At 47.4% G+C, this 14,969-nt stretch carries 11 protein-coding genes; 4 read left to right on the top strand and 7 right to left on the bottom strand.

The genetic code is table 11. The annotated features are described in order from the left end of the window. Positions 1–135: 135 nt before the first annotated feature. Together MJO46_RS05350 and MJO46_RS05345 are read left to right on the top strand one after the other, a co-directional pair. The gene (locus tag MJO46_RS05350; protein WP_253988425.1) at positions 136–378 is read left to right on the top strand and encodes a hypothetical protein; all 243 of its coding nucleotides are present in this window, start codon (positions 136–138) and stop codon (positions 376–378) included. Positions 379–436: 58 nt separating this feature from the next. Further along, positions 437–2,476: a prolyl oligopeptidase family serine peptidase gene (locus MJO46_RS05345; protein ID WP_253988424.1), complete on the top strand. Its 2,040-nt coding sequence runs from the start codon at positions 437–439 to the stop codon at positions 2,474–2,476. Positions 2,477–2,601: 125 nt separating this feature from the next. Here MJO46_RS05345 and MJO46_RS05340 read toward each other — a convergent pair whose 3' ends face one another. Further along, positions 2,602–3,003 carry a MerR family DNA-binding protein gene (locus tag MJO46_RS05340; protein WP_253988423.1) on the bottom strand — a complete coding sequence of 134 codons (402 nt, stop codon included), beginning with the start codon at positions 3,001–3,003 and terminating at the stop codon, positions 2,602–2,604. Positions 3,004–3,128: 125 nt separating this feature from the next. Between MJO46_RS05340 and MJO46_RS05335 the strand changes: the two genes are divergently transcribed. Both MJO46_RS05335 and MJO46_RS05330 read left to right on the top strand, forming a co-directional pair. Continuing rightward, positions 3,129–5,363, top strand: a complete 2,235-nt coding sequence (locus MJO46_RS05335; RefSeq protein ID WP_253988422.1) for a heavy metal translocating P-type ATPase — start codon at positions 3,129–3,131, stop codon at positions 5,361–5,363. 206 nt (positions 5,364–5,569) lie between these two features. After that, positions 5,570–7,162 (top strand): ABC-F family ATPase, encoded by a 1,593-nt coding sequence (locus MJO46_RS05330; protein WP_198782913.1) that lies wholly within the window; start codon positions 5,570–5,572, stop codon positions 7,160–7,162. Positions 7,163–7,243: 81 nt separating this feature from the next. On the opposite strand, the gene MJO46_RS05325 is transcribed toward MJO46_RS05330, so the two are convergent. The 6 genes from MJO46_RS05325 to MJO46_RS05300 form a co-directional block, all read right to left on the bottom strand. Next, on the bottom strand, positions 7,244–7,774 hold the full coding sequence (locus tag MJO46_RS05325) for a lipocalin family protein (protein WP_253988421.1): 531 nt from the start codon (positions 7,772–7,774) through the stop codon (positions 7,244–7,246). Positions 7,775–7,817: 43 nt separating this feature from the next. Then, positions 7,818–8,720, bottom strand: coding sequence for a DMT family transporter (locus MJO46_RS05320; RefSeq protein WP_253988420.1), 903 nt, complete (start codon positions 8,718–8,720; stop codon positions 7,818–7,820). Between the two features lie 166 nt (positions 8,721–8,886). Continuing rightward, positions 8,887–9,894 (bottom strand): LamG domain-containing protein, encoded by a 1,008-nt coding sequence (locus MJO46_RS05315; protein WP_253988419.1) that lies wholly within the window; start codon positions 9,892–9,894, stop codon positions 8,887–8,889. Positions 9,895–9,954: 60 nt separating this feature from the next. Beyond that, the gene (locus MJO46_RS05310; protein WP_253988418.1) at positions 9,955–10,974 is read right to left on the bottom strand and encodes a diguanylate cyclase; all 1,020 of its coding nucleotides are present in this window, start codon (positions 10,972–10,974) and stop codon (positions 9,955–9,957) included. Positions 10,975–11,196: 222 nt separating this feature from the next. After that, on the bottom strand, positions 11,197–11,574 hold the full coding sequence (locus MJO46_RS05305; protein WP_253988417.1) for a DP-EP family protein: 378 nt from the start codon (positions 11,572–11,574) through the stop codon (positions 11,197–11,199). Between the two features lie 37 nt (positions 11,575–11,611). Continuing rightward, on the bottom strand, positions 11,612–14,803 hold the full coding sequence (locus MJO46_RS05300; RefSeq protein WP_253988416.1) for a winged helix-turn-helix domain-containing protein: 3,192 nt from the start codon (positions 14,801–14,803) through the stop codon (positions 11,612–11,614). Positions 14,804–14,969: the final 166 nt, after the last annotated feature.

The following is a 14,969-nucleotide window of genomic DNA, read 5'->3' as shown; positions in this document are numbered from 1 at the left end:
ATATATTGCTCGCCTTTGGTGGAATTTGCTTGCTGGAGTTGACATTTGGTTGTTAACCTTCAACAATCGCCATCCACTTTTTTACATAAGTTTACAAACATGTTTAACGACATGATGATGGAGTTGATTATCTGAATGTCTTGGCAGGAAAAAGCCCTTTGGCTTGAGAAAATCACCAAACGTATGATGCTGATTGTGGGTATTTTAGGTGTGTTAGTGATCTACAGCGGTTTCTTTTTCCTCCTATTTACGGGTCGTTCGCTGGCTGTCATTCCGTGGTTTTTCCTCGTGTCGCCTTGGATCTGCATTTATTTTGGTTTGACACAGGTGCAGCAACTAAAAGTGTTAAATTGGTTTGTCCAAAAGTTTAAAAAATAGCCCAAAGGTACATTGAGATACCGCTGCGGTTGCTAACATGATCGAACTTGGGGAAAAAATGGAATTACGACGCTATTTTCCATATCTGTTAAGCCTAGCTTTACTGCTGCTTAATGGCTGTGAGCGTACGGATACACAGAGCTCATCCGCCAAGGAACATGGCGATAGAATTGTTGCTCCCTATGGCAGCTGGCAATCACCCCTTTCGGCGGCAGAAGTCTTTGAACAGGTAGATGATATTGCCGAGTTACAGAGTGTGGATGAGGCTATTTATTTTTCCGAGTCCAGCGGCAAAGCACAGGGTAAGGTTGGAATTAAACGCCTCGATAAATTTGCCAATGTCACTGAGGTGGTTCCCCCTGAGTTCAACGCCAAGTCCGCAGTATATGAATATGGCGGCGCGGCATTCTTAGGCATAGGTCAGAGCCTGTTCGTGACCAAACTGCAGGATCAGCTGTTTTATCGTTTTGCCCCCAATCAACCCCCGCTTCCCTTAACCCCCAATGGCACACGCCATGCCGATTGTATTTCCTATCCTAAGGGATCACGCATTATCTGCGTGCGAGAGGATCTCCGCCAAGGTGGGGAGCCAAAGGCGAGCCTAGTCACTATCAATCTGAATTTTGCAGGGGAGGGGGATACCTTTGTCTCTGGCCATGATTTTATCAGTTCCCCTCAAATTTCCCCCGATAACACTCAGCTTGCCTGGATAACATGGGAACATCCCTATATGCCTTGGGATAATAGTGTGTTGTGGCTTGGGGATTTAGATCGTAAGGGCCAGTTGCGTCATGTCCGCAGAATAAACACCCCTAAAGACTCCTCCGTAACCCAGCCGCTGTTTAGCCCTGATGGTCAGCTTTATGTGGTATCCGATATCAATAATTGGTGGAATATTTACCGCGTCACGCCTGAGGGCTCGCTCGCGCCTGTGCTGGCCAAAAACGCCGAGTTTGCCGTACCCGATTGGCGCTTAGGGAATCATAATTACGCCTTTGAAAGCGCCAATACCTTGATTGCCAGTTATGTTGAAGGTAATCAGGCAGCGTTGATCCACATACATTTAGACTCAGGATTAACCGAGTCTTTAGCGGTGGATTTTGCCGAAATCGCCCAAGTGGTTAAGGGGGAGGACGGTGTCTATTTTGTGGGTGCTAAAGCCACTCCTGAAAAGGGCATTTACCGTGTCGTTGGCCGTGGTACTGAGCTAGTCTACGCCCCAGCGCTGCCAAAACTGGATCCTAACTATGTGTCGCGGGCGAAAAATATCGCCTTCAATACGGGCAAAAATCAGCAGGCTTACGGCTATTTTTATGGCCCAGTGAACCCTAACTATATTGCACCAAACGATACGCGCCCGCCGTTGATTGTCATGTTGCACGGCGGCCCGACGGCAAGGGCGAGCCTCGCCTATCGCAGTGATATTCAATTTTGGACCAGCCGCGGCTTTGCCGTACTGGATTTAAACTTCCGTGGCAGCAGTGGCTTTGGCCGCGCTTACCGCCAGAGCCTCTATGGCAACTGGGGGCAGAGTGATGTGGAGGATGCGATCAACGCGGCCAAGTATTTAGTGGCTAAGGGTTGGGTGGATGGTAGCAAACTGGCGATCCGTGGGATCAGCGCTGGTGGCTTGACTGTGATGTCATCCTTGGCTTTTTACGATGTCTTCCAAGCTGGGGTGAGCTATGAGGGGATCAGCGATTTTGAACAACTCGCCAAAGGCACCCATAAGTTTGAAACGGGTTATCTAGACCAACTAATTGGTCCCTATGCTGAAAATAAAGCCCGCTACCGTGAGCTATCGCCTTTTTACCATCTAGAGGGACTCAATGAACCTTTACTGATCTTTCAAGGGCTAAGAAATAAGATAGTACCAGCGCAGCAATCCCGGCAAATATATGAGGCGCTTAAGGCAAAGGGTGTACCTACGGCCTATGTAGGCTATGAGGATGAGCCCGATGAGGGCAGAAAACCAGAGCATAAGGCGGCGGGGTTAGAAACTGAGTTGGCTTTCTATGGCAAAGTATTTGAATTTACCCCTGCGGGTAAGCTACCAAAACTCGTGCTGGATAATGCATCTGCACTGCGACGCAGATAATTACGTCAAACTAAAATAATACTAACAATGGCTTGTGAATGGGTTGATGGTTTATGCCTTCGCTTTTTATCGCCTAAATGCACGGCTTAGATTGACGGCTTAGGTTTACGGATTAGGCTCATTATTTAGGTTGATTGCTTAGGCTCATGGTTTAGGCACTCGATTATCGCGCAGTGGGGCTGTGTCCCTCCTTGGCACTCGTTCACCATTTGTTGTAACTGTGTCCTGAGATTGTGTAGCTTCAAAATTTGTTGTTCTACATAATCAAGGTGGCTGCGGGTCAGTTGTTTGACATCTTCGGCATTGCGACTCTCATTATCCCTTAACTCCAGTAGCTGCTTACAGTCCTCTAGGCTAAAGCCGAGATCGCGGCATTGATGTACAAATTTAAGGGATTCAATATCCTGCTGGCGATAGACGCGATATCCCGCTTCATTTCGACCGCCACAGACTAAACCAATATCGTGATAATAACGGATACTCTTAACACTTAAGCCCGTCTGTTTCGCCACTTCACCTATCTTCATCTTGACCTCGGTTATTTACACCTATAATGCTAAGGTGAGTCGCCGATAAATTCATCCTTGACTCTCCCATAGTGGGAGACTCTATCTTAATCCTATCGTGTTTAAGTTCAACCAAGGAATATCCCATGTCTCAGATAAGACTCTATGTCGCCAATATGAATTGTGCCGGCTGTGTTGCCAAAATTGAAAAGGCTTTTGCTGCCCAGCAGGGTATCGAAGCACGGGTAAATCTCGCCGATAAGCAAGTTACAGTAAACGGTGCAATGAGCACTGATACCGCATTGGAGCTGATGGCAAATGCGGGCTATCCGGCGCAGGTGGTTATCGATGCCAAGGCTGCTGCAGAAGAAAAGCGGCGAGAAGATGCGGCCGAGTATCGACTGCGGATGCGCCAAGCGCTAGCCGCGCTCGTTGTGGGCGTGCCTATGATGCTCTGGGGATTACTGGGCGGTGAGATGATGATCAATAGCCCTAGTATGCAGTTAGGTTGGGGCATTATGGGGCTGGTCACCTTGGCTTTGCTTGTCACCACGGGCGGACATTTCTACCAAGGAATGTGGCGCGCGCTTAAGGCAAAAACCACCAATATGGACACCTTGATCGTGCTGGGGACGAGTACTGCATGGGCCTATTCCATGTTGGTGGTTTTGATCCCAACGGCATTTCCTATGGATACCCGCCATGTGTATTTTGAGGCGAGTGTGATGATCTTAGGCTTAATTAACCTAGGCCATGCCCTCGAGCTTAAGGCGCGGGGGAAAACCAGTGAAGCGGTGCAGCGTCTGCTCGGCCTGCAATCTTCTACCGCTATTCGCATCGGGGAGAAGGGCGATGAAGAGGTTGAGATTAGCTTGCTAAAACTTGGGGATAAACTGCGTTTACGCCCAGGAGACAGAGTCGCTTTAGATGGTATGGTGGAGTCGGGCCAATCACTGCTGGATGAAGCTATGCTCACGGGTGAACCTATTCCCGTGCCTAAAAATATCGGCGATAGCCTCAGTGCTGGCACAGTCAACGGCAATGGCAGCTTAGTGTATCGAGTGACCGCTGGGCTTAAGGATACGCGGCTTGCCAAGATTATCGCCTTAGTGCAGGAGGCGCAAACCTCTAAAATGCCCATTGGCCGGCTGGCGGATAAGATCTCGGCGGTGTTTGTGCCGAGTGTGGTGGTTATTGCGCTACTGGCGGCTTTGATCTGGTTCTTTGTTGGCCCCGCTCCCGCCCTAAGCCATGCGCTCGTGGTGCTGACCAGTGTGCTGATTATTGCTTGCCCCTGCGCCCTCGGGCTAGCAACGCCCATGTCAATTATGGTGGCCGTGGGCCGCGCCGCACAGATGGGCGTACTGGTCAAAAATGGCGAAGCCCTACAGAGTGCCAGCAAAGTCGATTGTGTTGTGCTCGATAAAACCGGCACAGTGACCTTAGGTAAACCCCAAGTGACGGATGTGAATTGGTCATCTGTCATTGCTGAAGAGGAGCAATTATCCCTACTCGGTGCGATTGCGAGCCTAGAGCAGCATTCCGAACATCCATTGGCGAGTGCGATAGTCCACTATGCCAAGCAATCCATAAGCCTATTGCCAGAGACGCAAGTCTTCACTAACCACCAAGGCAAAGGGATTGAGGGGCAAGTAGAAGGCGCGGCGCTGCTGGTGGGCAATCTCGCCCTGATGCAAGCCTTTAATGTGGCCGAACAGCATGGCTCTGGATTAGAGATTGAGGCGACTTCACACTTTGCCAAACAAGGTAAAACGCCTATCTATGTGGCCAAGGCGGGCAAGTTAGTGGCCACTATCGCCCTTGCCGATCCTATTAAACCCGATGCAAAAAGTGCGATCCAGGCTATGCAACAACAGGGGATCCGTGTGGTGTTATTGACGGGGGATAATCCGTTAACGGCACAGGCCGTTGCCGATAGCGTCGGTATTAGCGAAGTGATAGCCGGCGTATTACCCGAGCAAAAGCAGCAACATATTAAAGCATTGCAACAACAGGGGCATATTGTTGCCATGGTGGGGGATGGCATTAATGATGCGCCCGCCTTGATGAGCGCCGATGTGGGCATTGCCATGGGATCGGGCACTGAGGTGGCGATTGAGAGCGCCGATATGACGCTGCTGTCCCATCAGCTGATAGTGATTGCTAACTTATTGGCCCTGTCGCGGGCGACCATTACCAACATTAAGCAGAATCTGTTCGGTGCCTTTGTGTATAACAGTTTAGGTATTCCGGTGGCGGCGGGCGTGCTTTATCCCTTAACGGGCATGTTGTTAAGCCCTGTGATTGCTGGCGCGGCCATGGCCTTATCTTCGCTTACCGTGGTAACCAACGCCAATCGTTTAAGGAAACAGCAGTTGTAGCCTCAGCCTTGACGCAGATCCGATTTGGATTTCGCCGCCATGACAAGGCGTTGCAGGGAGAAGGATGAGGCCTTTTTAGTTGATAATTTAGCCCAAACTGCTATAGTGCCACGTTTATTTTTACCCCCTCAGGCTAGTGGAAATTGGTTTATGCTTATTTGCACTGCCAATAGTCTGGCCAACATTACTCGATTTGGAAGTTCATTTTGATCACAACAGCGAATATCACCATGCAGTTTGGCTCTAAGCCACTGTTTGAAAACATCTCAGTTAAATTTGGCGGCGGTAACCGTTACGGTCTTATCGGTGCAAACGGCTGCGGTAAATCAACCTTCATGAAGATCCTTTGCGGTGATCTAGAGCCAAGCAGCGGTAACGTATCTTTAGACGTGAACGAGCGTCTGGGTAAGCTAAGCCAGAACCAATTCGGTTATGAGGAATACACCCTGATCGACACAGTGATCATGGGCCACCGTGAGCTGTGGAAGGTTAAGCAAGAGCGTGACCGTATTTATTCTCTGCCAGAAATGAGCGAAGAAGACGGTATTGCCGTGGCAAACCTTGAGATGGAATTTGCCGAGATGGACGGTTACACCGCCGAATCTCGCGCCGGTGAACTGCTACTTGGTGTGGGTATTGGCATTGAGAGCCACTTTGGTTTGATGTCTGAAATCGCTCCAGGTTTAAAACTGCGGGTTTTGCTTGCTCAAGCCCTGTTCTCAGACCCAGATGTACTGCTGCTTGACGAACCAACCAACAACTTGGACATCGACACCATCCGCTGGTTACAGGACGTATTGAACCAACGCGACAGTACCATGATCATCATTTCCCACGACCGTTACTTCCTAAACTCGGTCTGTACCCATATGGCGGACTTAGATTACGGTGAGCTGCGCGTTTACCCTGGTAACTACGACGAATATATGCAGGCAGCGACTCAGGCCCGCGAGCGTTTAATTGCGGATAATGCGAAGAAAAAGGCTCAAATTTCTGAGCTGCAAACCTTCGTTGCCCGTTTCTCCGCCAACGCTTCTAAGGCAAAACAAGCGACCTCCCGTGCCCGTCAAATCGACAAAATTAAGCTGGATGAAGTCAAAGCCTCTAGCCGCGTGAACCCCTTTATTCGTTTCGAACAGGAAAAGAAACTGTTCCGCAACGCCTTAGTGGTTGAAAACTTAACCAAAGGTTATGGCACACCGCTATTTAAGGACTTGAACTTAATCGTAGAAGTGGGTGAGCGTATCGCTATCCTAGGTGAAAACGGCGTGGGTAAAACGACCCTGCTGCGTACCTTAATCCATGATATCCCACAGGATGAAGGCCATATTCAGTGGTCTGAAAACGCCAACATTGGCTATTACGCCCAAGATCACGAATCTGATTTCGCGAACGACATGACTTTATTCGAATGGATGAGCCAGTGGCGCAAACCCGAAGATGACGATCAGTCTGTCCGTGGTATTTTAGGCCGGATGTTATTTGGCGCCGACGACATTAAAAAGTCCGTTAAAGTGCTGTCGGGTGGTGAGAAGGGCAGGATGTTATTTGGCAAGCTTATCATGCAAAAAGCCAATATTCTGATGCTCGACGAACCGACCAACCATATGGATATGGAATCTATCGAGTCATTAAACAACGCGCTGGAAAAATACGAAGGTACACTGTTGTTTGTGAGTCACGATCGCGCATTCGTATCGTCACTTGCCAACCGTATCCTTGAAATCACCCCTAATGGCGTGAATGACTTCAAGGGCACCTACGATGAGTTCCTCGCTAGCAAGGGCATCGAAGGGTAATTTTTTGCCTTAAGAGTACTAAAAAAACGCCGCTCAAATTGAGCGGCGTTTTTGTTTATGGCGTTTGCCTCGGCTTAACGGTTATTGTTTTGCCTCGGCTTGTTGGTCGACATAAATCAAGCTATCAGTGTCAAATCCTCTGGCTTTGGCCATGTCGACAAATTGCTGGATCACCTCGGGGGATACCGTTGGGGTTCGGGCTAATAGCCATAAATAATCCGTATCTGGCCCAGAGATAAAGGCGTATTGGTAATCTTGTTGGTCGAGTCCAAACACCACATACGAGCCATAAAAAGGCCCGAAAAAGGAGACTTTCAAGTAGGCTTCGTTCTCCCCATTCACAAAATAGGCTTTACCTTCAGCTTCTTTCCATTCCTGTTTAGCGGCAGAATAGCCCCGATTAATGACCTTCACGCCGCCATCGGGCTTAAGGCTGTATTCGGCAGAAACTTGGGTTAATCCGCGCTCGAAGGAGTGGTCAAGCCTAGCAATTTCGTACCATTTGCCTAAGTAGCGGTCGAGCTCAAAATCCTTAACGGGTTCGACATAGTTGGGCATTCCTAGGCAGCCTGTCAGGACCAAGGCGCTGATCATTAAGAGTAGTTTTTTCAAGTGAGGCTCCTATCAACAAGGTTTAGTTTATTTTAATCATCAATCAATTATGGCAAACCGAGGGATCTTCTGCGCTTTTTAGGGCTTTTCTCTGGCTCAGCCACCCCTGAGTTATGCCAGCCAGTATAATCAATCCAACACCGCACAGCTGCTGAGCCGTTAAGGCCTCATAAAATAGCCACCATGCCAGCGTCACCACTACGACAGGTTCCACATAGGAGAGTGTGCCATAGGTGACCGAGGTCAGTTGGCTTAAGGCTTTTACCGCAAATAAAATCGCTAAAAATCCCGGAAAGAATCCAATGGCAAGCAGCCAAGCAAATTGATTGAGGCTTGGCAGCAATGGTGTGGTTAGCACTAAGGGCAACAGGCATAAAGCGCCAATACTTAACTGTACGAGTGTGCTTTGGTAGGGCGAGGCCGCGCTGGGTTTTCGATTGATTAAGATAAAGCTGCTATAGGTCAGTAACGACAGTAAAGCATAAAAATATCCCAATATTTCATAATCATATAGCGACTGGCTCGATGTGATGGGCAGCATTAATATAAAGCCTGCTAAGGCGAGTACCACACTTGCCATACTGAATCGGTTGAGTCTTTCATTAAACACAAAATGCGCAAATACCGAAGACACCACAGGCGCGAGGTAGATGATCATAATCACGGTTGCCATTTGAGTGTATTGAATGGCCTCGATATAAAAAGCCATAAATCCCGCGAGCATAGCGCCATTTATCAAGGTGCGTTTGCTCGGTTTATGGCGAATTTGCTGTCCTTTTCCCGTTAACAGCATATAGGCCATTAAAAATAGGGCGCCGAGTAGCAGGCGGTAAAAGGTAATATGTTTGGCGGGCAGGGCTGCAAAGCGTGCGAATACGCCAATAGTGCCCATTAAGGTGGCAGCCAATAGGGCAAAAATTAAGGCCAAAGCGGGGGGCGGATTCATATGTCACCTTTAGCGTACAGTCCAGTACTGTAGAAACAGTCCAACGGGTAAGGACGCTGAGTTTGCCCTAAAATACCTTGCTAGGCTAGCGAGGTATTAGATTGCACTGTAGTTGTAGTGCGAGGGCCAAAGGCCACTTATGCCATTAATGACAAAGGGGCATTTGTTATCGACGATATAAGGGGCGCGCCTCTTCACTTTTAGTTTCACTGATACGAATTTCGGCGATTAATCGACTCGGGGTTGATTGGCTGATAAAGCAATCAAATGTCAGTTCATGAGCAAGCTGTAAATGAACATGGGAACGGTTCGGGGTGAGGGATTTTAATATATCAAAAGTTAATTCAATATCGTTTTTTTCTTCGGCGATGTAGTTTGTTTGATAAATAAAGTGTGGCCAAGTTTGATTGTTTGACTCAATGATATAAGCGCAACGCTCATTGGCGGGAATGCTATTAGGGAGTTGTTTATTAAAATTATGCATATTTAAGGTGTTTTTAATAAAGTGATATTCGGTATCATTGAAAATAATCAGCATCACTTCCTGTCTTACGGGATAAAGCGGGTTTAAATCGATATTCATTTGTGGTTGTTTATCTGGATAAGTATAAAGATTATTATCAGCGATGAGAACTTGAACATATGGCTGCCGATAATAGTCTAAGATTTGATTATCCGTTAAGCAATTTTCAATTAAACTGATGTTGGTTATTTCTCCCTTGAACAAGGCTGTTTCAGCGCATATGGCTTTTAAGGTATGTTGAACCGTTAAAGGCATAATTTGTTGCTGAAGCTCGATTTCATCGCCATCGATATAACATTTTAGCTTATGGTATTGGTAGCTGATGGATAATAAATGCCAATAATCATCATTGAATCCACCAGGAATTGATACCATTTCAATAGACAATAACCGACTATTAACAACAGATTCAATATGGCCCAGTGCATTAATCTTGACCATAAAACCGGTATGATTAAACTCACAAAAATATTGAAAGACCAGCCCCCCATGCGGGGTTTTTATCCAAGCTTGAAAGGTGAAAACATCGAGTGTCCCTGTGCCTAAGAGGTGTGTTTTAGCCGTATTCTCTGGCGTCTCTTGAGCTATTTCTTGAGATACATCCTGAGTTAAGCTATTCGAGCCAGCATATAAGGTTTTTGAGGTTTTCATGGGCGATATCCTTGGGTTATGTCATGCATAACCCTTTGGCTTTATTTCCGATAAACACCATCACAGGGAGGCATTAATTCTATCGCGGCCATCGGCCTTTGCACGGTAAAGGGCCGTATCGGCGGCGCACACCATGGCGAGTGAGGTGCGAAATTGCCCATTCACTTCACTGGCAATCCCTTGGCTGGCGCTTACTGAGACATAATCCCTGAGCCCTTGGTCAGTAAAGCGAATGTTATTAATCCCTTGCTGAATCTTTTGCGCTATGGTCAGCGCCATTTTGGCATTATGGTTAGGTAGGATTAGCGCAAATTCTTCGCCGCCGTAGCGGGCGGCAAGACCAATGTCGATAGGCACAATAGTGGCAATCACTTTTGCAATTTTTCTAAGGCATTCATCACCTTGGATATGGCCAAACTGATCGTTAAACACTTTAAAATAATCCACATCGATAATAACCACGCTAATGGGGCGCAGTTTGGCGGTGCATTCTTCCCAGTATTGTTGCAGCATTTCATCGAAATAACGACGATTCGCCAGTTGGGTGAGGGAATCCGTGGCAGCGAGTTTGCGCAGTTTTTGGTTTTCTTCCTTATGCTGAGTTAAATCGTGCATCACCATCACAAATACAGGTTCATGGCTGGGAATATAAGAGATTGATAACTCAATATCTTTGGCCTTGCCGGAGGCGCTGATCAGCGTGGTTTCCTGCGCAGGGTGTTGCACGGGGTGACCACAGTTTGTGCCTAATTGCACATCGTGGCTGAGCAGATTGTCATAGCGGGCTTGATGATGATCGGTTAAAAAATTACGCCAATCTTGGCCCTTTAAACTCGCCTGCGGGCAATCGAGTAGCTTGGCACTGCGTTGATTGCACGAACGGATAAAGCCATTGGCATTTACTAAGATCACCGGCTCAGTTAAATGTTGAATAAAGAGTTCAATGGTCTCTAGGGAAGAATGCTCGAAAAAGTTCAGCGGTAGCTCGGCAGCTTTTGCATGCAGAGTTGAGGGCAATGCAGCATCATCGACTATGGATAAGGCGGGTTGTTGGCGAGCCAGTTTCGGTGAGTTTGTCATTGTTATCTTTCTCCGTGAACTTTAATCATCTGCGCTAGGCGCTTTTCTGAGGATGACTTTATTCTGGCGGAAGAAAAGATACCTTCTGCTTACCTTCTTGTTTAACTTTATGATTTTAAATGTTTTAAATTCTACCTTCTGCGCTATTTAGTTTGCGCGGAGGTAGGATGGTTAAAGAAGGGACAGGGTTAGCTGTCCCAAAGCGACTTCCTTTAACAAAGATTAGTTTTGTGGGCGGTTGGTAATTTCAGGATCAGGACTTAATACCAACAGAGTATTGGTTGTATTGCTCAATACAAATTGGAACTTAGTAGTACCTGGGGTTCTATCTAGGTCGACGAGTTGTACTAACATACCATCGCTGCTGATGGTGACTGCATCGACGATTTCGTCGAACGGGGTCACAAAACCTACACCGACAAATTTTAACCCTTTACCAGTTTGGTCATTTAGCAGGTAGGTTATAGTACCAGCTTGAGTGATGGTGACATCACCTAGGCACGGCTCACCGCTGGCATCGGTATAGATAAATACTGGTTCACCATTTTCTAGGGTAACATTGACTTTAATAAATTGAGCAAGACCTTGTGGTGCGAACATTTTTACTTCCTTTTCATTGTGCCGTTATAGAATAGCGTCATTGTACATGTATACAATTAATAGAACGCTCAAATAAGAGTTTATACTTTGGTTCTCTACTTAATTCCATTAGTTTTTTAATACGTTCATTTGCTTTGCGGCAAAAAGAATTAGTAATTTTAATAGGGTATTCGTTGCTCTCGGAAATTAGTAACTCACTTTCTGCTAGTTTGAGTTCAAAAGCCATATTTTGTGAATAGCTTTTTGATAATGTTAGATACGACTCGTATGCTTTTTCTGCGTAAGTTTTGGCATCTTTATATTTTCCAGAGTTCATGAAAAAATAAGATGATGATAAGTAAAAATTAGCCCACACCTCAGATTTTTTTTGAATTTCATTAAGATTTTTATCTGCAGACATAGAAGCTTCTAGTGTGCTAATTTTGTTCTCTGGAGTTTCCTCAATTGAATAGTTACTTAATCTGATTACTTGGAAAATAGAGTAATATCTCAATGTTTTCCATATGTCATTTTTGGGATCTTGCCTTAGTATTTCTTCAACAGTTGATAGGTTTAACTTTGCTTGATTAAGAGCTTCATCTTTATGTTCAGTATAGCTAAGCAAATCTGCGAGAGTTTGGTAGCTTCCGCTTAGTTTTTCTAGCAAATAAGGACTTTTAATATGATTACCTTGCTCTAATTCTTTTTGCAGCTCCTTATGGATTGATATTGCTGTGTTTATGTCACCCAAAGACACTGCCGCACTCGCTAACCAAGAACGTGCATTCGCTACATCCGCAATCAGCTGACTATCCTCAGGTGCTTTTGCCAAGGCGAGCCATTTAAGTCTTAGCGACTCTTCAAAATCCTGTCTCGCTTGATCAAACTCCTGCTGTTTCATCGATACTGAGCCAAGAGTGTTATGGGCGTATGACAGCTCCATTAATGCATCTTTATCCTCTGGCGCTAGGGCATACATGGTTTGGCTATAGGCTAAGTACTGCTCGAAGAACGGGCGTGATGCCGCCCAGTCGCTAACATCATATTTCAGTTGTCCGAGCCAAAATGCATTGGCACCTAAGGTTTTTAGCAGGGCTAAGTTTTCTGGCTGCAATTCGAGCAGCGGCAGCATTTTCTCCTGCGCGGCGAGCAGGGCGCTGCGGGCTTCATCGATTTTATTGCGTGAATAGGCGACTTCGCCCATGGCCTCTAAGGTCTGCCCATGTTGGAAGCGGGCATCAAAACTTAAGTGCGCATCATCCTCTTTATTGGAAAAATCAGTGAAATATTCCAGTGCCTTATTGCTGATACCATCGAGTAAATCCATCCGGCCGATGCCGCGCATCTTGTCGGCGAAATCACCCACCATAAAGCCAAGTAAATCCTCGGCGGCGAGACGTTTTTGCTGGGCGAGCTTTTCGGCTTCGATACTGCGCACGCTCATAATAATTGAGGTTAAGGTGAGGACGCACAGCAGGGCGACGGTCACGCGCCTAGTCCAGCGCAGCATAGTGGCGCGTTTGCTGGAGGCGGTAATAAAGTCGATTTCCCGTTCATCTAATACAAATAACGGGTTTTGACTAAGGCTTTGGGCCTCTTTTAACGGTTTACCCTCGGCGAGTAAATAAGCGCTGTGTTTGGCTTCGCTTAGCCAACGTTTAGATAAATGCTGCAGGCGGCTTTTAATGCTTAAGCTGTCATTATGCTCGCTAATCCAAGCGGTTGCACGCGGCCAGCGGCGTAGCAAGGCTTCATGGGCGATGCTAAAACAGGGTTCACCATTTTGCAGGTGGGACACAAATAAGCGGCTATCGACCATGGCTTGCACTAGGGCGGTTTCGGCTGTGCTTTGCAGTTGCGACCAGCGGGCGGTGCGGCTAGTGATGGATTTTTCATCCTCACGCAGGGTGACTAACAGGGACAAAATCCGCGGCAGACTGGCTTTTTCGGCCTCGGTTAAATGGGAGATGGCCTGCTCGGCATTTTTACCGATAGCGCCTTCGATGCCGCCCAAGGTGCGATACACAGAGACTAATAGTTTGTCATCGTCGCTGCGCTGTAAATACAGCGCCTGCAAGGTGTATTGCAACATGGGTAGCGCATCTGGGTTGCTGGCAGCATCGCTACAGAGCATTTCATCGAGCGGCATGGCGGTGTCGCTGTCAATGTCCCAGGTTAAATTGGCGGCAACGGCTGGCAGGCGGATCATCTGCAACAGCTCGGTGCGAGTGGGCGGCGCTAAGTCAAAATGGGCGCCGCGCGCTTTGCCCGCCATCAGGCTGGGATAGTTAACCAGTAGCGGATAAAAGTCGTTGCGACAGGCACTTAAAATCAACACCGCATGGGAAGTGGCAAGGCGCTCTAGCAACTCGATAAAGGCGCTGCGCTCGGCATCGCTAAACAGCGGCGATGATAATAATACTTCTAATCTGTCGATAAATAAGGCAAAGCGTGGTGTAGCATAGGTCTGATTTTTAAGACTTTGTTTACATATGTCGACAATGCTCTGCGGATCTTGCTCAAGCTTGGCGGCAAGCGAGTCGGCGCTCATTCCCTCAAATACTGGGATATCGTTTACCTCCCAATCGAGCATGGCACTGGCCAGATCGGTGAGCAGTTGTCCCTTGCTGACATCGGCAAAATCGAGGCTGCTGTAGGCCACAACCCCAACACCATTAAAGCCATTGGCGGCCATAAGGTTAGGCAATACACCGGCATTAATTAAGGAGGATTTACCGCTACCACTCGGGCCCAAAATTAAGCAGAAGGCGCGGCCAAATTGGATTTGTTGGCTAATGCGATTCAGCAGCGTGCTAATTTGTTCGCTGCGACCGAAGAACACGTCGGCATAGTTGGCGCTGTAGGCTTGCAAGCCCGGAAACGGTGAGCCACCTTGCCAAGTCTGTGGCGTGGCGCTGGCCTCGTGGCCGACGGGAAAGCGCACCTCGGCTAAGGTGCGATAGCCACGTTTGCGAATGGTCTCAATGTAACGGGATTCGGTGGCGCTATCGCCTAAGGCGCGACGTAACTGGTTGATAATCTTGTGCAGTGGATTGTCGCCCGTGTCGACCCCCGGCCAGCAATGGCTAACAATTTCGTCGCTGCTGATCACTTCACCGGCGTTTTGGCAGAGAAACAACAATACATCCATCGCCTTAGGTTCAAGTTGTTTAACTTGTTTACCCAGAAGCAGGCTGTTGGCGCTGGGATTGACTTGCCATTCACCAAAAAAAAATGTGCTGTCACTCATAGGATTTCCATTGCTTGAGCATCGACTAAGGCGGGGAATAGGGAGCCGCGAGTCGCTGTTATTTTTATTGTTAGCGCGTTTTGTACATTGAGTGTCATCATTTTGCATGACGTCAAAACATTGACATTATGCCTAGACCCTTTGTTATTTAAAAGGAATAACCCTA

It is taken from the genome of Shewanella sp. KJ2020 (assembly GCF_024197625.1).
Taxonomy (GTDB): domain Bacteria; phylum Pseudomonadota; class Gammaproteobacteria; order Enterobacterales; family Shewanellaceae; genus Shewanella.
The sequence above is the reverse complement of the archived record's forward strand: the minus strand, read 5'-3'. Positions and strand labels throughout refer to the sequence as shown.